The sequence below is a fragment of the Mesobacillus zeae genome (assembly GCF_003570705.1).
In the GTDB taxonomy this organism is placed as follows: domain Bacteria; phylum Bacillota; class Bacilli; order Bacillales; family Cytobacillaceae; genus Mesobacillus_C; species Mesobacillus_C zeae.
On the sequence record NZ_QWVT01000029.1, the window covers coordinates 16,270 to 36,451 of the forward strand.

The following is a 20,182-nucleotide window of genomic DNA, read 5'->3' on the forward strand; positions in this document are numbered from 1 at the left end:
CGATGACCGAGTGGGTATCAGAACGTACTTATGAAGATATTCTGTACGAAACATACAATGGCATTGCCAAGATTACCATCAATCGTCCGGAAGTGCACAATGCGTTCCGTCCGAAAACTGTAATGGAACTTATTGATGCATTTGCTTATGCGCGTGACGATTCAAGTATTGGAGTCATCGTACTTACAGGTGCTGGAGAGAAAGCTTTCTGCTCAGGGGGCGACCAAAAAGTCCGCGGCCACGGCGGATATGTTGGAGAAGACCAGATTCCGCGCCTGAATGTCCTTGATCTTCAGCGTTTAATCCGAGTCATTCCAAAACCGGTTATTGCCATGGTCAGAGGCTATGCAATTGGGGGCGGACATGTCCTCCACGTTGTTTGTGATTTGACTATTGCTGCAGACAATGCAATTTTTGGACAAACCGGACCTAATGTCGGCAGCTTTGATGCAGGATACGGCTCAGGCTACCTTGCAAGAATTGTCGGCCACAAGAAAGCCCGCGAAATATGGTTCCTTTGCCGCCAGTACAATGCACAGGAAGCACTCGACATGGGTCTTGTCAACACTGTCGTTCCACTTGAAAAGGTGGAAGAAGAAACGATTAAATGGTGTGAGGAAATCCTTGAAAAGAGCCCGACTGCGCTCCGCTTCCTGAAAGCGGCCATGAACGCAGATACGGACGGCCTTGCTGGGCTCCAGCAATTTGCAGGAGACGCTACGCTGCTGTACTATACTACGGACGAAGCGAAAGAGGGACGGGATTCCTTTAAGGAAAAACGAAAACCGGACTTCGGGCAATTCCCTCGGTTCCCTTGATCCTTCTACAGACCTTTTTGCAGCCTGATGGTGACCATCAGGCTGTTTTCCTATTTTCGAAGGGAAGTGATTCTTATGGATACAGCCATTCCAAACTGGCTGAAAAAGCGTGCTGAATTGACTCCTGACAGAACGGGATTGATTTTTGGCGAGGATACATACTCTTTCAGTGAAATGTTCGAGCATTCGGTACTGGCTGCCGGCCGTCTTGAAACGATTGGTGCAAAAGAAGGAGTTCGTGTTGCAGTACTGCTGTCAAACACTCCGGATTCGGTATTCATCCTTCACGCCCTGCAGATGCTTGGATCAGAAATTGTCATTTTAAATACCAGGCTAGCAGCAGGGGAAATTGATTGGCAAATTCGAGATTGCGAAGCGCGCCTCTTGGTGGTAGAACAACGGTTTGCAGAGACGGCAGCCGCTGCAAGGGCCATGGGGGGCGGAAGCATAACATTGGTTGTGTCAGAAAAGCTCAATGAGATGCCTTCAGATGCCGCCCCTCACCTGCAGGAGGAATATAAACTAGGACAAGTGTCTACGATAATGTATACGTCCGGAACGACAGGTAATCCAAAAGGTGTTTTGCAAACGTATGGGAACCATTGGTGGAGCGCTTGCGGTTCGGCACTTAATCTCGGAATTCATGATAACGATAAATGGTTGTGTGCCGTGCCCATATTCCATATAAGCGGCTATTCCATCCTTATGAGGAGTTTGATTTACGGGATAGGCGTTGACCTCCACGCGCATTTTGACGCCACCAACGCGGTTAATTCCATCAAGCAAAAAGGAATTACCATCATGTCGGCTGTCGCTGCAATGCTCTCACAAATAATGGATGAACTTGGGGAGAACTCTTTTCCTGCCTCTTTCCGCTGTATGCTCCTGGGCGGCGGCCCTGCCCCGCTGCCTTTACTTGAACATTGCCGGAGCAAGCAGATACCGGTTTATCAGACGTACGGAATGACGGAAACATCTTCACAGTTTGCAACTCTTGCTCCCGAATACAGCATATTAAAACTGGGATCTGCTGGGAAAGCCTTGTTTCCAAATCAGATTCGGGTGATTCGGGAAGATGGATTAGCTGCTGGGGCCAAAATGGAAGGTGAAATCCTTGTGAAGGGTCCCAATGTTACTCCAGGCTACTATAACCGCCCTGATGAAACAGAGGCAAAAATGGAAGAAGGCTGGCTTCATACAGGGGACATTGGCTATCTCGACAGCGATGGTTTCCTGTTTGTGCTAGACCGGCGATCCGATTTAATCATTTCCGGCGGGGAAAATATTTACCCAGCTGAAATTGAAAGTGTCCTGTTTTCCCATCCTAGCATTGCCGATGCTGGCGTGGCCGGGATTGATGATTCAAAGTGGGGCCGGGTACCGGCAGCTTTTATCGTCAAAAAGGAAGGTGCACTTTTATCCGAAGAGGACGTTATTGCTTATTGTAAAAATCGTCTTGCCAAATATAAGGTTCCAAAGCTTGTTTTCTTCATGGAAACACTGCCCCGAAATGCAGCGAAGAAATTAGTGCGGAGAGAACTGCGGGAGTCTTCCAAGGGTGGGGAGGGGCCGTTGTGAATATCTGGTCGATAAAATTGCATCATATCAAAATGCCGTTAAAGGTTCCTTTTTCTACGCACCTTGAAACAGTGTCCGAACGAGAGGGAATTATTGTTGAAGTGACCGGAAAAGATGGCAGTAAAGGCTGCGGGGAAGGTGTGGCTTTTTCATCCCCGTGGTATACAGAAGAAACGGTAAGCACCTCTTGGCATATGCTGAAGGACTTTTTGATTCCTTTGTTAAAAAAAAGAACGCCTGAGCACCTTGGTGAGACGGAAAAATTGTTTAGTTTCTTCAGAAGAAACCATATGGCCAAGGCAGCGATTGAAAGCGCTCTTTGGGATTTGGAAGCGAGAAGGAAAGGTCTATCGTTATCGGCTTTTCTTGGCGGGTGCGGCGGCTCAATTCCATCAGGGGTTGTTGTTGGGACTCCGAATATCAAGGCTGCAGTTGGCCAAATTGAAACCTTCCTGGATAAAGGCTATACCCGGGTAAAAATCAAAATTAGCCCGGAAAATGATGTGGCATTTGTTGCGGAAATCCGCCGCCAATTTCCAAATCTGGATCTCATGGCCGATGCGAACTCAGCATACACCCTGGAAGATGTGGACAAGTTAAAGGCTCTTGATGAATACGGCCTGATGATGATTGAGCAGCCGTTGGGCAATGATGACATCGTTGACCACGCAAGCTTGCAGAAAAAAATCAGCACGCCGATATGCCTTGATGAGAGCATTGTCAGCCTTGACGATGCTGTAAAAGCGATAAAGCTCGGAAGCTGCCGGGTCATCAATATCAAGCCTGGGAGGGTCGGCGGACTGGGGCCCGCAAAGAAAATCCATGACTATTGCAGGAAGCATCATATACCGGTATGGTGCGGTGGGATGATTGAGTTCGGCGTCTCAAGAGCCCATAACGTGGCGCTGGCTTCTCTTCCTGGCTTTACAATACCTGGTGATATATCGGGTTCAGACCGATATTGGGAAAAGGATATTATCACACCGGAGATTGTGGTAGAAAAGGGAAGGATCAAAATTCCCGAGCGCCCGGGCCTGGGGTTTGATCTGGATTTTCGCAGACTGAAAGAAGTTACACTTGCCCAAGAAGAATTTATGTTTGAATAGAATGTCGTTTTTCTTTTGAATAGAAGTAACCAAGCTTTAGGAAAATTGAGGCCGGGGTGCTTCTTTTTTTTGCTAAAAAACAGCAAGTGTGATTCAAATCACAAAGGCTGTTCTTTGTTTTGAGTATAATTACTGTGTTGATAGTGTTAATTACATAAAGGGAGTTGTTTCTGTTGGATCAAAAAACGATAGATATCATTAAATCGACTGTGCCTGTCCTTGAAGAACACGGAGAAAAAATCACGACAGTTTTTTATAAAAGGATGTTTGAAGACCATCCTGAATTATTGAATATTTTTAATCATGCCAATCAGAAGCAAGGAAGGCAGCAAAGAGCCTTGGCTTCAACTGTATATGCAGCAGCACAATATATCGATAATCTTGGTGCGATTCTTCCGGCAGTCAGAGTAATTGCCCACAAACACCGCAGCCTCGGCATCAAGCCGGACCAATATCCAATCGTAGGGAAGTACCTTTTGATCGCTATTAAGGAAGTACTCGGAGTTACTGCGAGTGATGATGTGATTGAAGCATGGGCTAAGGCATACGGTATGATTGCCGACGCCTTTATCGGTGTCGAAGCGGAAATGTACCAGGAGGCGGGCTGGGAGGGGTTTAAAAACTTCATTGTGGCCCGTAAGGAAAAGGAAAGTGAGCATATCACTTCCTTTTATCTGAAACCAGAAGATGGGAGCAAGCCTGCACCGTTTGTAGCCGGACAATATATCAGCATCATGCTAGAAATGGAAAACGAAACTTTTACGCATATCCGCCAGTACAGTCTGTCTGCAGCACCTGGCCGTGACCATTATCGAATCACAGTAAAAAAAGAAAATAGTAATAGCAATCCTGATGGCGTGGTTTCTAATTACCTCCACGATAAAATTGAGGAAGGGATGATCCTGAAACTCAGCGCCCCTGCAGGTGACTTCGTCATTGATCTTAAAGGGAGCAATCCTGTTGTCCTCATTAGCGGAGGAGTAGGCCTTACACCAATGGTCAGCATGCTTCAGGCTGTCGTTGAAGCGCAGCCGGAGAGGAAGGTATCCTTTATTCATGCAGCATCTAATGGTCAGCTGCACGCCCTGGCCGATGAAGTAAGAGCATATGCAGCCAAAGGAAATGTGAGCAACTATGTCTTTTACGATTCCCCGAACGAAGATGATAGAGAGGCTGGACGCTTTGATGAAGAAGGTTTTGTCACAAAAGAGTGGCTGGAAGAGCATGTTCACCTGACAGATAGTGATGTCTACTTTTGCGGTCCTGTGCCATTCATGAAATCAATTCATTCATCGCTCAGGGAGCTTGGCGTGCCGCACGCCAATATTCACTTTGAATACTTTGGACCAATGGAACAATTTTAATTGAAAGGGAAAGGGCAGAACCCTTTCCCTTATTCCTATCTATTCGGCCGGGACAAAGGTTTTACAGTCTGTTTCACCTGAGCTATCAGCTGTATCCCCTACATTGCTGACAACGTATATCTGGTCGGCGCTGCATAGGTTTCCATGTGCCCAGTACTGGCAGTTGTTGACCTCGCATAGAACATCTTTTGCCATTCGCATGACCCCCTTAGCAAGTATGGAACAATGATAGTATTTTCTTTTTAGGCTGAGAAAACCAGCCAATAATTACCATATAACTTCCGTGGTGGCGAAAATATGTGAATCCTCATTTTCGCACCAAACATTGAACATGCGATTACCAAATTATCCATATTGAACTCCCTACCCTGTCTATTCTCATTCTTATAGTTATCAATAGACAGGCTGTTGTAAACATTCCCTTCATTTACAAAAAAATCCCCCGGGAATGCCCGAGGAAGTAGATTTATTCATTTAATGCTTTTTTCAAGGTTTTAAGGTTCTTATCCATAAGCGTGAAGTAAGTTTCCTTGTTATCAATATCCTTCTCTGTCAGAACGGAAAGATTGTGGAGGGTAAGCGATTTGGCTCCAATTTCTTTCTGGACAGTTTCAGCAATGCTAGATTTGAAATTCTGCTCGGAAAGGACATATTTGATTTTTTCTTTTTTTGCATGGGAGACGAGCTGGCCAAGCTGTTTCTGGGACGGTTCGTTGGTTGTTGAAAGTCCTGAGATGCTCGTTTGCTTAATTCCGTAACGCTCTTCCCAATAGCCGTATGCAGCGTGGGAGACAAGGACTTCATCATGCTTGGAATCCACAAGTGAGCTTTCGAACTTTTTGTCCAATGCGTCCAATTCGTCAGCAAGCTCCTTATAATTTTGATTGAATTTTTCTTTCTTAGAAGGAAGCTGCTCTCCAAGCTTTTCATTTATTTCTGCAGCCATTTCTTTTGCATACACAGGGTCCAGCCACACATGTGGATCAATATCGCCATGATGATGACCGTCATCTGTTTTTTCTTCATCTTCACTGTGGGCTTCTTCATCGTGTCCTTTTTCAAAGTGAATATTTTCACCAGCGGGAAGGAGTTCGACATTCTCGCCAGCAAGCGTATTTTTTGCTTTTTCTACAAATCCTTCCAGACCAAGTCCTACATAAATAAATAATTCTGAATCCGCAAGCTCCATCATATCTTTTTGCGAAGGCTCGAATGTGTGCTCATCTGCGCCTGGAGGATAAATAGTCTTAACGTCTACGTTTTTTCCTCCGATTCTTTCTGCAAAGTATTGGAGGGGATAGACGGTTGTGTATATATCTACTTTATTCTTATCTTCTTTACTTTCGTTCTTTGCCTCGGAACAGCCCGAGAGAATAAGGCTTGCACCGAGTAAGGATGCCGCCAGTACACCAAATTTATTCATAATGTGCCTCCAAGTTCTAGTATTGCTCTGCCATGCTGATGTAATCCGTAATGATTACGATTTACTCTTTGTATCTTACATAAAAATGTACCAAAAATCAAGGAGTTCACTTGCTGAGAAAATTACGGTATCCTTATATCGTAAAAGAGTAAGGATGCGGAGGTATGGGGATGAGAGTACTAGAGGAGATTCTTAGCTACAATGAAAAATTTGTTGCAGAAAAAAAGTATGAGGAATTTACCACTACTAAATTTCCGAATAAGAAGATGGTGATCCTGACATGCATGGACACAAGGTTGCTTGAACTTCTTCCTAAAGCCCTTAACGTTGGGAATGGGGATGTTAAGATTGTTAAGAATGCGGGAGCGCTTGTTACCCATCCTTTTGGAAGTATCATGAGAAGTTTGCTCGTAGCTGTATATCAGCTTCAGGCAGAGGAAGTCCTTGTTATTGGCCACCATGACTGCGGAATGAGCGGAATGAAGCCTGAGGCTGTCATTGAAGAGATGAAAATACGGGGTATTAAAGAAGAAACGCTTGATACGCTCTGTTATTCAGGGATTGATATTAAAGAGTGGTTTCACGGCTTTGACAACGTTACCCAAAGCGTTGCACACAGTGCTGATATGATCAAGAAGCATCCGCTTCTGCCAAAGGACGTTCCGGTACACGGGCTTGTCATTGATCCAGCAACAGGAAAGCTTGACCTTGTAGTGAATGGATATCAAGCCTGATCATCGTCATACTTTTGAGAGTCTTTTTTCCTTGAGGGCCACTCGTCCGGTACCGGATCGAAGCCGCCGGGGTGGAATGGATGGCATTTCGAGATACGGATGATCGCCATCAAGCTGCCTTTGAAGGCGCCGAATTTCGTGACAGCTTCGAGCCCGTAATGGGAACAGGTCGGGTAGAAACGGCACGATGGCGGCTTTAGTGGAGAGATTGCCACTTGGTAAAATCGGATCAGTTTCAGAACGGCTTTCTTCAGCAAATTGATTGCCTCCTTCTGAAACAAACATAGCATATTTTCTAAAATCCGTCTAAATGTGAAAATTCTTTGTAAACTGATGAATTTACTCGGAATTTAATGTATAATGAAATCAGCAACCATTAAGGAGTGATTCATACATGCCATCTGTCGAAAGTTTTGAACTCGACCATAATGCAGTCAAAGCTCCATATGTCAGGCACTGCGGTGTCCACAAAGTAGGGAGCGACGGTATCGTCAACAAGTTTGATATCCGTTTTTGTCAGCCAAACAAACAGGCTATGAAGCCTGATACAATCCATACACTTGAACATCTGCTTGCCTTTAACCTGCGCGGGCATGCTGAAAAATACGATCACTTTGAAATCATTGACATTTCTCCGATGGGCTGCCAGACAGGCTATTACCTAGTTGTAAGCGGTACGCCGACAGTGAGAGAGATCATCGATTTACTTGAAGCTACGTTTAAGGAAGCAGTCGAAATAACTGAAATTCCAGCAGCGAATGAAAAACAGTGCGGCCAGGCAAAACTGCATGACCTTGAAGGAGCCAAGAAGCTTATGCATTTTTGGCTGCAGCAGGATAAAGCGAAACTGGAACAAGTATTTGCATAATCGAGAAGAAAGGACCGGCGTATGCCGGTCCTTTTTTGCCATCCATCCCTCTTTTGTTAATGGCTGCTGTTTTCTTTTTCTTTTTCTTTGTCCTCGTCCGAGTCCGAGTACGGATTCTTTTCGAGAGGGTCCACTGTATGTTTGTACGTATAGGCCTTCGAAGTCGTTACTACACTCAGGATGAGTACAAGAATGACAATGATGACCGCAATAATTAGAACTGGATACATAAAAAGACCTCCTTTGCCTCAAAATGATTTTATCATGTTCTTGTCCCTGCTCGCATGAGATATGTTTTAAGTGCCTGGGGACAGGGAATGGAATAGCAGAGGAGGTTATTCAATATGTCAACAGAATTGATACAAGCTGTAAACAAACAAGTAGCCAACTGGACGGTGCTTTATGTAAAGCTACATAATTATCACTGGTTCGTAAAGGGTCCGCATTTCTTTACATTACATGAGAAATTTGAAGAGCTTTACAATGAGGCGTCTGTCGTAATTGATGAATTTGCTGAGCGTGTTCTTGCGCTTGACGGCAAGCCTGTGGGCACAGTGAAAGAATGCCTTGAAATTTCTTCTATTCAAGAGGCATCTGGCTCTGAAAACGAAAAAGATATGGTCCGCGCTTTAAGTGAGGACTTTTCAAAAATTGTGGATGAACTGCAGGCAGGGATAGAGCTCGCTCAGCAATCTGAAGACGAGGGTACAGCCGATATGCTCCTTGGCGTCAAGAAAAGCCTTCGCAAACATCTCTGGATGTTCAAAGCATACTTGGCTTAAAAGACTTAATAAACCAGCCGTGCGCAATTCCATTGCCGCGGCTGGTTTGTTGTTTTATTTAAAAAATTCTAAAGTCCATGGTCGTAACTACTTTACATAAAAAAGAGCCTGCGTAAGGCGCAGACCCATATATCAGAAATATGTATTTTGCTGTTATTAATGGATATTGCGGGATGGATATAATGGAGCGCGATGCTGCCCGAATTCTTCCTGTGCGAATTTTCCTTTCAAGCTTTCGATGAGATAGACGCCCATTAAATTGTAAAGCTCCTGTGTATCAAGTTCCTGGATCAGCTTGATTAAATCATCGCGGCTCATTTCCTCCAGAAAAGCGAAAGCCAGCATATCGATGTCTTCCTCATCGCCCGTGAGTTTGTTCCGGTATAACTCATACAGTTCATCAATCAGTTTCATTTTTCTCACTCCCCTCACTTTTTCTGGTCTTCAGTTTCTTTTCTTCTTATATGTATTAAATACCCTAAACCGGCTAATTTATTCCTATTTTTGTTAAATAGGAAGCTTCCACCCATCCATTGTACATTTATTTTAACATGGATATTGAAATACCAATAAATTTTTGGACATGTTTTTTTGACAATCTTCGCCGTATAAATAGGGGAGAAAGACGGAAACCTGTAAAAAAGGAGTGAGATGCGGTGCTCGGAATGAAAAAAACGTATTATATCGATATAGGGAGCGGTGAAATTTCCCAAAGCAGAAGCTCATCTGCATGGAATTATAAAATATCTGCAAGTGATGAGGAGATTATCCGTTTGAGGGAAAAATTTGAGCAAAACTATTCAACTGACTGGCAAAACTTCTTCAGAGCCCATGTTCCCTATGTCCAATATCACTATGACAGGGAAAACGACGCTCAGGATAAAACACTGCTTGAAATTTATAAAACCATACATGAGCTAGGGGATGCAGATGCAAAAAAACATATTGAGACCATGGGAATCCTTCCAGATCTTTAGGTTCACAGGGCGGCAGTTAACTGCTGTCCCTTTTTTTGATTTATAATAGTGATAATATGAAGTATACAGTGAGGTAAATCATGAAACAATTCAAAGACCATGAAGGGAAGGATATTCGGTTTTCTTTCGAGAAAGACAGCTTTGGCAGTGAGCCGGGACATGTTCTGGTTATATGTAGGAGTGGCGGGAATTGGCTTTTTACTGCACATTCAGAGAGAGGGCTTGAGTTTCCCGGCGGCAAGAAGGAAAAAGGTGAAACACCTGAAGAAGCCGCTGTGCGGGAAGTGCGTGAAGAAACGGGCGCCATTGTAAAAGAGCTGAAATTCATCGCAGAGTATGAAGTAACTGGTCCTTCAGGAAATTTTGTCAAACGTGTATTCTATGCGGATATCAATGAATTTTTACCGCAAAGCCACTATTTCGAAACAAAGGGTCCTGTTTTTGCAAAAGTCGATCTTTTGAAGGAACGTTTTGGTGCGGAATACAGCTTCATTATGAAGGATGATGTAATGAAATGGGTACTCGAATATCTTGGAGAAACAAGTTGACACAACTCAAGTAGCAAAAGCAGGGAGAGGCCGGCTCAAGGGGAAGCTGGCCTTCAACCGTTTTTAATCAATTTCTTTTCAAGCAGCTCAACGGCTTGGTACATGAGTGTAGCGAAAACAGCGATAATCAAGAGGGACAATAGGACAAGCGTGAAATCGAACACCTGGAAGCCATAGATAATCATATATCCAAGTCCCTTTGAGGACGCGAGGAATTCGCCGACAATGACTCCTACCCATGACAATCCTACGTTTACTTTTAGGGTTGAGATAATGGTTGGGAAAGATGCCGGGAGAACGGCTTCCTTAAAGCACTGAAACCGGGTAGCTCCGAAGGTTTGAAGGACTTTCAAGTAGTTATGGTCAACCTCCCGGAATGATGTGAAAACCACAATTGTGGTGATGATGATAGAAATGATTGCCCCCATTGCAACGATTGATGTAAGATTTGGCCCAAGAGCTACAATCAAAATGGGGCCAAGCGCTATTTTGGGCATAGCGTTGAGGACGACGAGGTAGGGGTCAAGGATTTTGGAAAGCAGGGGTGACCACCATAATAACGCAGCGAGACAGGTGCCTAATAGCGTCCCCAGAATAAAGCCAAGGACGGTCTCTGTAAGGGTAATGCCAAGGTTGGCAGCAAGGGAACCGTCTGTCAGTTTAGTTTGAAGCAGCTCCCATATTTTCGAAGGAGAGCTAAAGAGCAAAGGGTCAATCCAATTCTTCCTGCTGGCAAGCTCCCAGATAGAAAAGAAAGCCAGGAAAATGAGCAGTTGATAGAAGCGGATCTGCTTATGTCCCTTGTTCAGCCTTTTAATATACTGGAGATGAAGTTGTTCTGTTTCATTCTTCGGGTTCAAGTGATTCCAGCTCCTTCCAGATGACTTGGAACAGCTCATTGTAAGCTGGATGATGTCTTGCTTCGAAAGGGCTTAATAACCTGAGGTTTTCAGGGACATCGAAGATTTTGTGGATTTTACCTGGCCGCTGGGAAAATAGGAGTACCCGGTTACTCATGGCGATTGCCTCTCCAATATCGTGCGTGACAAGAATGGCTGTTTTGTTAAACGTTTTAAAAGTGCTTGACACCAAGTTTTCCAGTTTCAGTTTTGTCTGGTAGTCAAGTGCTGAGAATGGTTCGTCAAGGAGCAAAAGCTTTGGGTTCGTTGCAAGTGTCCTTACCAAAGCGACACGCTGCCGCATACCGCCTGAGAGTTGTTTCGGGTAGGAAGTAAGGACATTTCTAAGCTCCATTTTGTCCAACAGGGCAAGCGTTTCGGTTTTTATCGCATGGTTTAGTGTCCCGTTGATTTTCGGGCCGATTAAAATATTTTCTTCAATTGTCTTCCATGGAAAAAGATAATCCTGCTGAAGCATATAGCCTATCCCGCTGTCTGTTTTGCCAGTATTCTTTCCGTCAAGCATAGCGCAGCCTCTTGCCGGCTGGATCAGCCCTGCAATGATGGAAAGAAGCGTTGTTTTTCCGCAGCCGCTGGGGCCGAGGAAGGAAACGAATTCACCTTCCTTTATATCAATGTTTATATTCCGAAGAGCGGGGGTCGCAGACGTTTTCGTAAAATAAGTATGGTGAATATCGTTTAGTGTTAGAAACCCCAATTACCTGCACCCCTCTCACTTTATCGCCTTTTTGGCGATTTCTGTATTTACAAGGATGTCATGGGAAACTTCTTTTGGAAGTTCACCTGCTTCCCCCATAATATTCTGGAGATTCTTCCACTCTTTTTCATCCAGTATCGGATCGGTTGCAAATGAACCCTGTTCTTTGTAGCGGCTGATGACTGTTTCAATCAACTTTGGATCAGTATCTTTAAAGAAAGGCTTTATGGTTTCTGCTGTTTCCTTTGCGCTGTGTGAGTCGACCCACTTCTGGGCTTTGTAAATCGCTCTCGTGAATTTGTCTACTGCCTCTTTATTTTTCTTCATAAAGCTTTGTTTTGCCATGAAAGTGGTATAAGGAACATGCCCGGACTCCGCACCGAATGATGCAACGATATACCCTTTTCCTTCCTTTTCAAAGATGCTTGCAGTCGGTTCAAACAGCTGTACAAAGTCACCCGTCCCTGAAGCGAAAGCACTCGGGACATTTGCGAAATCAACATTCTGGATGAGCTTAAGATCAGACTTTGGATCGATGCCATGTTTTTTCAGCACAAACTCCCCAGCCATTTGCGGCATGCCGCCTTTGCGCTGGCCAAGGAAAGTTTTCCCTTTCAGCTGGTCCCATGTAAAATTGTCGATTTTCTCTCTTGAAACGAGGAAAGTGCCATCTGTTTGAGTGAGCTGGGCAAAGTTGATAACGGGATCGCTGGAACCCCGCGCATAAACGTAAATGGAGGTTTCTGAGCCTACAAGAGCCACATCGGCACCATTCGAGAGCAAGGCAGTCATCGTTTTATCCCCGCCCCAGGTTGTTTTTAGGTCAACCTTGAGGCCTTCTTCCTTAAAAAAACCTTTAGCGAGCGCGACATATTGGGGAGCATAGAAAATGGAACGAGTTACTTCTGCAACCCTGACTGTTTGAACCTCCTCTTTGCCGCATGCCGCAAGAGGGACGATCAATAGAAGTGACAGCAGCAAAGGGCCTGCGGTTTTTAGCAATTTAAACATTAGGAAGCCTCCTTTATCGTTTACAGGAAAGTGGTTTACGATATTGTATGAGTAAATGAAAAATGTGTGAATGCTATGATAAAAAATCGAAGTTTGGAGCAAGGAGGGGTGATACGGTGATAAAAGATGGGACCATTGTTTCCTCATTTCCCTTTCCATCACCTAATCCGCGTGTAAAGCTTGAAACAATCACCTATTATGCTGGGGGATTAAAGGTAAAAGGGATGCTTGCCCAGCCCGCGGACGGGTCTGGGAAGAACGGTTTTCTATATTTGCGCGGCGGAATCAAAAATGTCGGCAAGGTAAGGCCAGCGAGGATTGCTCAGTTTGCGGCGGAAGGCTTCACTGTTTTTGCGCCTTTTTACCGCGGTAACCAGGGAGGCGAAGGAAATGAGGACTTTGCAGGGGATGACAGGATAGATGCATTTGCTGCATTCGAGCTGTTGAAGTCACTGTCATGGGTTAAAGGAATCCATATTTTTGGTTTCTCCCGCGGTGGCGTTATGGCCTTGCTGACTGCCTTGCGATATCCAGAAGCCCACTCGGCGGTTACTTGGGGTGGTGTAAGTGATATGTTCCTAACATATGGTGAACGCAAAGATTTACGGAGAATGATGAAGAGAGTGATTGGCGGTACTCCAGGTAAATTCCCGGAAAGGTACAGGGCAAGGACTCCATTATATCGCCTGGAACAAATGAAAGTACCTGTGCTCATCATTCACGGTTCCCGCGATACAAATGTCTCGCAGGAGCATTCGCTCCGTCTCGAAAAGAAATTGAGAGAACTGGGAAAGCCCGTTGAAGCATGGTACTTCAAGGAATATACGCACTACTTCCCTCCTGCAGTTAATCGCAGGATTGTAAAAGAATTGACGAATTGGATGAAAAAACAGGAGTGTGGATGTTAAGATAGCATCAAGACAGATAAAGGAGCGGATCTTATGGGAATGCCATTGGAACTGAATACGATGATTGTTACAAAGGGAAAGGAAAAAAGGCATGAGGAAAACTGGTTTTCATTACAGAAAGATGGATACAGACTGTATCCCCTCGATATTCCAATCGAAGTGAAGAAGACGATCGAAGGCGAGTTGACTGGCTACGGAGTGATTAAAAAAGTGGAATGGTCCGATAGCTCGACTCTCCTGACATACCAGCTTCTCTCACTGAAAACTACGAACTAAACAGTATGTTGTCAAAAAAAGAGGGAGTCCCAAAAGCTATGCTTTGGGACTCCCTCTTTTATCATTACTATGTCTTTTCTCCTATTCCTGTACGGAATTCACTGGACCGCCTTTTTCAACGATTTCTTCCGGGACATTGGAGAATTTCTTGAAGTTTTCACGGAACTTGGATGCAAGCTCGCTTGCTTTTTGATTATAGGCTTCTTCATCGTGCCATGTTTTTACTGGCTGAAGGACGTCGTCAGGTACGCCAGGAACGTGAAGCGGGATATCCAAGCCGAAGTTTTCGTCTTTTATCGTTTCCACATTGTGCAGTTCCCCTTCAAGTGCAGCCTGGATCATTGCACGGGTATAACTCAGTTTCATACGGCTGCCAGTTCCGTACTCTCCTCCAGTCCAGCCTGTGTTGACAAGGTAGACATTCGCATTGTGCTCATCAATTTTTTGTCCGAGCATTTCTGCATATCTTGTAGCTGGAAGAGGAAGAAATGGTGAACCGAAGCATGTAGAGAACGTAGCTTCCGGAGACGTAATTCCGCGCTCAGTGCCCGCAAGCTTGGATGTGTATCCGCTCAGGAAGTGATACATCGCTTGTTCCTTCGTTAGCTTGGCGATTGGAGGGAGTACTCCGAAAGCATCAGCCGTAAGGAAGACAATTGTATTAGGATGGCCCGCAATGCTAGGGTCAACAATATTTTCCATTGCTTGAATCGGATACGCGGCTCTTGTATTTTCAGTCAGAGAGCCGTCATCGTAATCAGCTTCGCGTGTTTGATCATTTAGAATAACATTCTCCAGGACTGAGCCGAAGCGAATAGCGTCAAATATTTGCGGTTCTTTCTCCCGTGAAAGGTTGATGCATTTCGCATAGCATCCTCCTTCGATGTTGAACACGCCGTTAGATGACCATCCGTGCTCGTCATCTCCGATCAGGCGCCTTGTCGGGTCGGCGGACAGCGTTGTTTTTCCGGTTCCGGAAAGACCGAAGAACAACGCTACGTCCCCTTCAAGTCCAACGTTTGCGGAGCAGTGCATCGGCATGATGCCAGACTCAGGCAGGAGATAGTTCATGATGGAGAAAATGGACTTTTTCATTTCGCCCGCATATTCTGTTCCGCCGATCAGTACCACTTTTTTCTCAAAGGAAACAATAATGAAAGTTTCTGAACTTGTTCCGTCCACTTCAGGATCTGCTTTAAAATTAGGAGTTGAAATGACAGTGAATTCTGCTTTATGGCTGTCAAGCTCTTCTTTGTCAGGCCTGATGAACAGTTGGTGGGCAAAAAGGTTATGCCAAGCATACTCATTGATTACCTGGATCGGCAGGCGATATTTTTTGTCTGCACCGGCAAATCCTTTGAAAACAAATATTTCTTCTTTTTCTTTTAAATAATTCAATACTTTATTGTACAAGTTTGAAAAGACTTCTTCTGAAATAGGCTGATTGACTGAACCCCAATCAATTTTATCCCTGACAGAAGCCTCGTCAACAATAAATTTATCTTTCGGCGAACGTCCGGTGTATTTTCCAGTTGCAGCGCGTACTGCTCCTGTAGAAGTCAGCATTCCCTCATCGCGGGACAGTACTTTTTCCGTCAGTTGCGGAACAGATAGCTGCATATGGATGTTTTTCCCGGCAAGAAGCTGGGAAACTTCATTGGATATACTTAAAAATGTCATCTCAAGAATACCTTCCTTTATTAAAAATTAGTTAGTTGAAAGCATTTTCATCTCATTGAAAAGTATAGCACATTGAAATGAATAGTCTATACTATTCATTTGAAAACTCCATCTCTTTTTGAAATTTTTCACGTTGAATATAGTATTATAATAGGAAGGGAAATAATGATCAGGAGGAGAGGGCTTTGCAAAAAACGATGGTGCTTTATGACTCCGGATGTTCGTTGTGCATTCGCACAAAAGAAATGATGAAAAAGCTGGACTGGCTGGACAGGGTGAGGTGGATCCCACTTGAAGATTATGAACAAAAACCGGGAGCTCTTGGTTTCCGGCCGGAAAATTTGCGGAAAGAAATTCACGTCATTACAGATGAGGAAAAAGTAGTGAAGGGCTTTTATGCCATAAGAAAATTATTCCTTTTGTTCCCTCCAGTTTTCTTTATTGGAGCCCTCTTGTACCTGCCCTTTGTCCCTGCTGCCGGGGTACCGATTTACAAGATAATCGCTAAGAATCGGCACCGTTTTTTTCGGAAAAAATGTACGGGAAATTCATGTACTCTAAATGATTGATAAAACCATTGACATATAGCATGTCATTGCGTATGATTTTGTCTTGAACGGATACTCTCTTATCCTGAGCTGGTGGAGGGACAGGCCCTATGAAACCCAGCAACCTGCTGAACAAGGAACCCAAAATGGTGATTCCATGGCAAAGGTGCTAACCTGAGGCAAGGGACAGCCCTTGAACGATAAGAGCGAAAGGCGCGGACTTGAAGCCAAAAACCTTTCCTCAAACAATGACGGAAAGGTTTTTTTATGCCGATTTTCCGAAGGTGAAGGAACTTTTAACCGATCCGGTGCCTATAATTGGGAGTGGAGATACGATAAATGGATTCCGGAGACATACGACGGGTAAATTGATTTTCAGCCGCCATTTTCCTAATAATAACTCTTCGTTTATTTCATACTACTAAGGGAATGAGTACCGTATCAATCGGGGCTTGTATATTGAAAGTCCTGACAACTGCATAAAACGAAGGAGGAAACCAGATGTCAACAAAACGCCGTTTGTTCACTTCCGAATCAGTGACAGAAGGCCATCCAGACAAGATTTGCGACCAGATTTCCGACGCAATCTTGGATGCGATCCTTGCTAAGGATGCCAATGCCCGTGTTGCGGCTGAAACATCCGTTACAACAGGCCTTGTCCTGGTTGCAGGAGAAATTACGACTTCCACTTATGTGGATATCCCAAAAATCGTACGCGAAACGGTTAAGACCATCGGATACACCCGCGCGAAATACGGTTTCGATTCCGAAACATGCGCAGTGCTAACATCCATTGATGAACAGTCTGCGGACATCGCAATGGGCGTGGATAAAGCGCTAGAATCCCGTGAAGGCCAAATGTCTGATGAAGAAATCGATGCGATTGGCGCAGGAGATCAAGGTCTTATGTTCGGTTTCGCATGCAATGAGACTAAAGAGCTTATGCCTCTACCAATCTCTTTGGCGCACAAGCTTGCACGCCGACTGACAGAAGTCCGGAAAGAAGAAATTCTTCCGTATCTTCGCCCTGATGGCAAGACACAGGTGACAGTTGAGTATGACGAAAACAACAAACCTGTAAGAATTGATACAATCGTCATTTCAACTCAGCATCATCCAGAAGTTTCTCTTGAACAGATCCAGAGAAACCTGAAGGAACATGTGATTAATCCGGTCGTTCCAACAGAATTGATCGATGAGCATACAAAATATTTTATCAACCCAACAGGCAGGTTCGTTATCGGCGGCCCTCAGGGAGATGCAGGCCTTACCGGCCGCAAGATCATCGTTGACACATACGGCGGTTATGCACGCCATGGAGGCGGCGCATTCTCCGGGAAGGATCCTACAAAAGTAGACCGTTCCGCTGCTTATGCTGCACGCTATGTTGCTAAAAATATCGTTGCTGCAGGACTGGCTGATAAGGTTGAAGTACAGTTTGCTTACGCGATTGGTGTTGCCAAACCTGTTTCCATTTCCGTGGATACATTCGGCACAGGAAAAGTAAGTGAAGATGTATTGACAGACCTTGTCAGCAAGAATTTTGACCTGCGTCCGGCAGGCATCATTAAAATGCTTGACCTCCGCAAGCCGATTTATAAGCAGACTGCTGCATATGGCCACTTTGGCCGCACGGATGTGGACCTTCCATGGGAGCGCACGGACAGGGCAGAAGAACTGCGTAAGCAGGCAAATATTTAATCCCGACTATAGCCGGGGTGCTGTATAAAAAATGCAGCCCCCGGTTTTATTTTTTCTAGCTATAGCGCCCAGCGACTAGTAGACCTCGCTACCGTGCGTTTTTCTCGTCCATTTACAGGTGAACAGGAAGTACGGGTGCCGATGTTGCTGCAGAACGTGGCGCTCTTAAATGCAAGTGCAAATGCTGCGTTAAATTGGTTATATGTAAATATTATCCAATGCTGAATTTTTTTCTTCGTTGGTGCAAAGGGAACACGTTTAATGTTAGTATTAGATAGTGTGTGGGAGATGGTATGCCTGTACAGTACTAAATTTTTTTGAATGGAGTAGGTGACGTACATAATGTGTGGCTTTATCGGTTGTGTACATGAAAATACACAAGAATACAGCGCTGAACAAAAACAGCTGTTTAAAAATATGAATGACGTAATTACCCATCGAGGCCCGGATGATGATGGATTTTTCTATGACGAACATATCCAGTTTGGCTTCCGGCGCCTGAGCATCATTGATATTGAATGCGGACATCAGCCGCTGACATATGAAAATGAGCGGTATTGGATTATTTTTAACGGCGAAGTCTACAACTATGTCGAGCTTCGGGAAGAACTTCTGAAAGAAGGTCTGGAGTTTGCGACGCACTCGGATACGGAAGTTATCATCGCCCTTTACAGCCATCTGAAGGAAAAGGCTGTCAGCAAACTGCGCGGAATGTTTTCATTTGTAATCTGGGATAAAGAAGAGCAAAAGCTTTTTGGTGCAAGAGACCCGTTTGGCATTAAGCCTTTTTTCTATTTTGAGGATGGGGATAAGACTTTTTTTGGCTCGGAAAAGAAAAGCATCCTGCTTGCACTTGAAAATGATGTGCTTGATTATCAGTCTCTCCAGCACTATTTGACCTACCAGTTTGTGCCTGAGCCTGACACGATGTCAAAAGGCATTCATAAGCTTGAGCCTGGACATTATTTTACAAAGAAAATCGGGCAGCCGATGAAAATCGAGCGCTACTGGAAAGCGAATTTCCAGCCAATGTTGAAATCTGAAGCAGAGTTTACAAAAGAAATCCGAGATATTCTGTTTGATTCAGTCAAAATGCATATGCGCAGTGATGTGCCTGTCGGATCCTTCCTATCAGGGGGAATTGACTCGTCAATCATCGCTTCGATTGCGAAGGAATTCCATCCTGCAATCAAAACATTCTCAGTTGGTTTTGAGCGGAACGGTTTCAGTGAAATTGATGTTGCAAAAGAAACAGCTGACAAGCTTGGTGTCGAAAATATCAGCTATGTAATTTCCCCTCAGGAATATATGGAAGAACTGCCGAAGATTATGTGGCATATGGATGATCCGCTTGCAGACCCTGCATGCGTGCCTCTTTACTTTGTTGCGCGCGAAGCCAGGAAGCATGTAACGGTTGTTCTTTCAGGAGAAGGGGCAGACGAGTTGTTCGGAGGATACAATATTTACCGTGAACCTCAGGACCTTGCGATTTTCAACAAGATTCCTTCGACAATGAAAGCACTTCTGAGAAGCATTGCGAAAATGATGCCTGAGGGCATGAAGGGTAAGAGTTTTATTGAACGTGGTGTGACCCCGATGGAAGAAAGATATATCGGCAATGCCAAAATGTTCACGGAAATGGAAAAGCGCCAGCTCATGAATGTATATCAGGAGGGGCTTGATTACAAAGATATCACTAGGCCTTTGTATGCTGAAAGCAGAGGATATGACCCAGTGGACCGGATGCAGTACATTGATATCCATACATGGATGCGCGGTGATATACTATTGAAGGCGGACAAGATGACAATGGCGCATTCACTTGAACTTCGTGTTCCATTCCTTGACAAAGCTGTGTTTGAAATAGCATCGAAGGTTCCGACAAGCCTGAAGACTGCGAACGGAACAACCAAGTACATTTTGCGAAAGGCAGCGGAAGGCGTTGTGCCTGCACATGTTCTTGATCGCAAGAAGCTGGGCTTTCCTGTTCCCATCCGCCACTGGCTGAAGGATGAAATGAACGAATGGGCAAAGAACATCATCAAGGAAAGCAATACAGAGCATTTAATCAACAAATCCTATCTGCTCCGTCTACTCGATGACCACTGCCAAAACAAGGCGGACAACAGCCGTAAAATTTGGACAGTTCTTATGTTCATGATGTGGCATGATGTGTATGTCGAAAAAAAATACTCCTTTCAAAAGGAGTATGAGCTGAAAAAGTCATTCCAGACAATGTAATT

Annotated in this window: 23 protein-coding genes and 1 riboswitch; of the genes, 14 read left to right on the plus strand and 9 right to left on the minus strand. The window is 44.6% G+C overall.

Translation table 11 applies throughout. From position 1 onward, the window contains the following. Positions 1-2 precede the first annotated feature (2 nt). From menB to hmpA, 4 genes are all read left to right on the plus strand, one after another. Positions 3-818, plus strand: a complete 816-nt coding sequence (gene menB / locus D1970_RS16005) for a 1,4-dihydroxy-2-naphthoyl-CoA synthase (protein ID WP_119113872.1) — start codon at positions 3-5, stop codon at positions 816-818. Between the two features lie 75 nt (positions 819-893). Next, positions 894-2,396, plus strand: coding sequence for an o-succinylbenzoate--CoA ligase (locus tag D1970_RS16010; protein ID WP_119113873.1), 1,503 nt, complete (start codon positions 894-896; stop codon positions 2,394-2,396). Further along, positions 2,393-3,502 carry an o-succinylbenzoate synthase gene (gene menC / locus D1970_RS16015; protein ID WP_259339692.1) on the plus strand — a complete coding sequence of 370 codons (1,110 nt, stop codon included), beginning with the start codon at positions 2,393-2,395 and terminating at the stop codon, positions 3,500-3,502. Before D1970_RS16010 ends, menC begins: the two co-directional genes overlap by 4 nt. A gap of 170 nt (positions 3,503-3,672) precedes the next feature. Beyond that, positions 3,673-4,866, plus strand: a complete 1,194-nt coding sequence (hmpA, locus tag D1970_RS16020) for an NO-inducible flavohemoprotein (RefSeq protein ID WP_119114143.1) — start codon at positions 3,673-3,675, stop codon at positions 4,864-4,866. A gap of 39 nt (positions 4,867-4,905) precedes the next feature. On the opposite strand, the gene D1970_RS16025 is transcribed toward hmpA, so the two are convergent. Continuing rightward, positions 4,906-5,061, minus strand: a complete 156-nt coding sequence (locus tag D1970_RS16025; RefSeq protein WP_119113874.1) for a DUF1540 domain-containing protein — start codon at positions 5,059-5,061, stop codon at positions 4,906-4,908. 271 nt (positions 5,062-5,332) lie between these two features. Then, complete coding sequence (locus D1970_RS16030; protein WP_119113875.1) at positions 5,333-6,289, minus strand: metal ABC transporter solute-binding protein, Zn/Mn family; 957 nt, start codon at positions 6,287-6,289, stop codon at positions 5,333-5,335. A 170-nt stretch (positions 6,290-6,459) separates the two neighbouring features. Between D1970_RS16030 and D1970_RS16035 the strand changes: the two genes are divergently transcribed. Further along, the gene (locus tag D1970_RS16035; protein ID WP_119113876.1) at positions 6,460-7,023 is read left to right on the plus strand and encodes a beta-class carbonic anhydrase; all 564 of its coding nucleotides are present in this window, start codon (positions 6,460-6,462) and stop codon (positions 7,021-7,023) included. Here the strand turns inward: D1970_RS16035 and yidD are convergent. Continuing rightward, complete coding sequence (gene yidD / locus D1970_RS16040) at positions 7,014-7,313, minus strand: membrane protein insertion efficiency factor YidD (RefSeq protein ID WP_374978559.1); 300 nt, start codon at positions 7,311-7,313, stop codon at positions 7,014-7,016. The two genes, D1970_RS16035 and yidD, sit on opposite strands and share 10 nt — an antisense overlap. 104 nt (positions 7,314-7,417) lie before the next feature. Between yidD and D1970_RS16045 the strand changes: the two genes are divergently transcribed. Next, positions 7,418-7,891 (plus strand): S-ribosylhomocysteine lyase, encoded by a 474-nt coding sequence (locus D1970_RS16045; protein WP_119113878.1) that lies wholly within the window; start codon positions 7,418-7,420, stop codon positions 7,889-7,891. A 56-nt stretch (positions 7,892-7,947) separates the two neighbouring features. Here the strand turns inward: D1970_RS16045 and ytzI are convergent, their stop codons facing one another. Further along, positions 7,948-8,121: a YtzI protein gene (gene ytzI / locus D1970_RS16050; RefSeq protein WP_119113879.1), complete on the minus strand. Its 174-nt coding sequence runs from the start codon at positions 8,119-8,121 to the stop codon at positions 7,948-7,950. A 114-nt stretch (positions 8,122-8,235) separates the two neighbouring features. Between ytzI and D1970_RS16055 the strand changes: the two genes are divergently transcribed. After that, the gene (locus tag D1970_RS16055; RefSeq protein WP_119113880.1) at positions 8,236-8,673 is read left to right on the plus strand and encodes a Dps family protein; all 438 of its coding nucleotides are present in this window, start codon (positions 8,236-8,238) and stop codon (positions 8,671-8,673) included. Between the two features lie 156 nt (positions 8,674-8,829). Here the strand turns inward: D1970_RS16055 and D1970_RS16060 are convergent, their stop codons facing one another. Then, positions 8,830-9,087, minus strand: coding sequence for a DUF6154 family protein (locus tag D1970_RS16060; RefSeq protein ID WP_119113881.1), 258 nt, complete (start codon positions 9,085-9,087; stop codon positions 8,830-8,832). Positions 9,088-9,338: 251 nt separating this feature from the next. On the opposite strand from D1970_RS16060, the gene D1970_RS16065 reads away from it, so the two are divergent. Both D1970_RS16065 and ytkD read left to right on the plus strand, forming a co-directional pair. Next, the gene (locus tag D1970_RS16065; RefSeq protein ID WP_181213220.1) at positions 9,339-9,650 is read left to right on the plus strand and encodes a hydrolase; all 312 of its coding nucleotides are present in this window, start codon (positions 9,339-9,341) and stop codon (positions 9,648-9,650) included. Between the two features lie 80 nt (positions 9,651-9,730). Next, positions 9,731-10,198 carry an RNA deprotection pyrophosphohydrolase gene (gene ytkD / locus D1970_RS16070; protein ID WP_119113883.1) on the plus strand — a complete coding sequence of 156 codons (468 nt, stop codon included), beginning with the start codon at positions 9,731-9,733 and terminating at the stop codon, positions 10,196-10,198. 53 nt (positions 10,199-10,251) lie between these two features. On the opposite strand, the gene D1970_RS16075 is transcribed toward ytkD, so the two are convergent. From D1970_RS16075 to D1970_RS16085, 3 genes are read right to left on the minus strand one after another with little or no spacing between them, the layout of a single operon-like run. Then, positions 10,252-11,058 carry an ABC transporter permease gene (locus tag D1970_RS16075; protein WP_119113884.1) on the minus strand — a complete coding sequence of 269 codons (807 nt, stop codon included), beginning with the start codon at positions 11,056-11,058 and terminating at the stop codon, positions 10,252-10,254. Further along, the gene (locus D1970_RS16080) at positions 11,042-11,815 is read right to left on the minus strand and encodes an ABC transporter ATP-binding protein (RefSeq protein ID WP_119113885.1); all 774 of its coding nucleotides are present in this window, start codon (positions 11,813-11,815) and stop codon (positions 11,042-11,044) included. Before D1970_RS16080 ends, D1970_RS16075 begins: the two co-directional genes overlap by 17 nt. Before the next feature lie 15 nt (positions 11,816-11,830). Further along, a complete protein-coding gene (locus tag D1970_RS16085) occupies positions 11,831-12,826 on the minus strand; it encodes an ABC transporter substrate-binding protein (protein WP_119113886.1) in 996 nt (331 codons plus the stop codon). Between the two features lie 119 nt (positions 12,827-12,945). On the opposite strand from D1970_RS16085, the gene D1970_RS16090 reads away from it, so the two are divergent. After that, on the plus strand, positions 12,946-13,734 hold the full coding sequence (locus D1970_RS16090) for an alpha/beta hydrolase family protein (RefSeq protein WP_259339706.1): 789 nt from the start codon (positions 12,946-12,948) through the stop codon (positions 13,732-13,734). A gap of 33 nt (positions 13,735-13,767) precedes the next feature. Next, positions 13,768-14,010, plus strand: coding sequence for a DUF2584 domain-containing protein (locus D1970_RS16095; protein ID WP_119113888.1), 243 nt, complete (start codon positions 13,768-13,770; stop codon positions 14,008-14,010). A gap of 81 nt (positions 14,011-14,091) precedes the next feature. Here the strand turns inward: D1970_RS16095 and pckA are convergent, their stop codons facing one another. Further along, entirely contained in the window at positions 14,092-15,690 is a 1,599-nt protein-coding gene (gene pckA, locus D1970_RS16100) for a phosphoenolpyruvate carboxykinase (ATP) (protein ID WP_119113889.1), read from the minus strand. Between the two features lie 185 nt (positions 15,691-15,875). Between pckA and D1970_RS16105 the strand changes: the two genes are divergently transcribed. The 3 genes from D1970_RS16105 to asnB all read left to right on the plus strand — a co-directional run bounded on the left by D1970_RS16105 (position 15,876) and on the right by asnB (position 20,180). Then, a complete protein-coding gene (locus tag D1970_RS16105; protein ID WP_246369953.1) occupies positions 15,876-16,259 on the plus strand; it encodes a thiol-disulfide oxidoreductase DCC family protein in 384 nt (127 codons plus the stop codon). Positions 16,260-16,315: 56 nt separating this feature from the next. After that, a riboswitch (SAM riboswitch) is annotated at positions 16,316-16,445 on the plus strand. A gap of 294 nt (positions 16,446-16,739) precedes the next feature. Further along, positions 16,740-17,939, plus strand: a complete 1,200-nt coding sequence (gene metK, locus D1970_RS16110; protein WP_119113890.1) for a methionine adenosyltransferase — start codon at positions 16,740-16,742, stop codon at positions 17,937-17,939. A 342-nt stretch (positions 17,940-18,281) separates the two neighbouring features. Then, positions 18,282-20,180: an asparagine synthase (glutamine-hydrolyzing) gene (gene asnB / locus D1970_RS16115; protein WP_119113891.1), complete on the plus strand. Its 1,899-nt coding sequence runs from the start codon at positions 18,282-18,284 to the stop codon at positions 20,178-20,180. Positions 20,181-20,182: the final 2 nt, after the last annotated feature.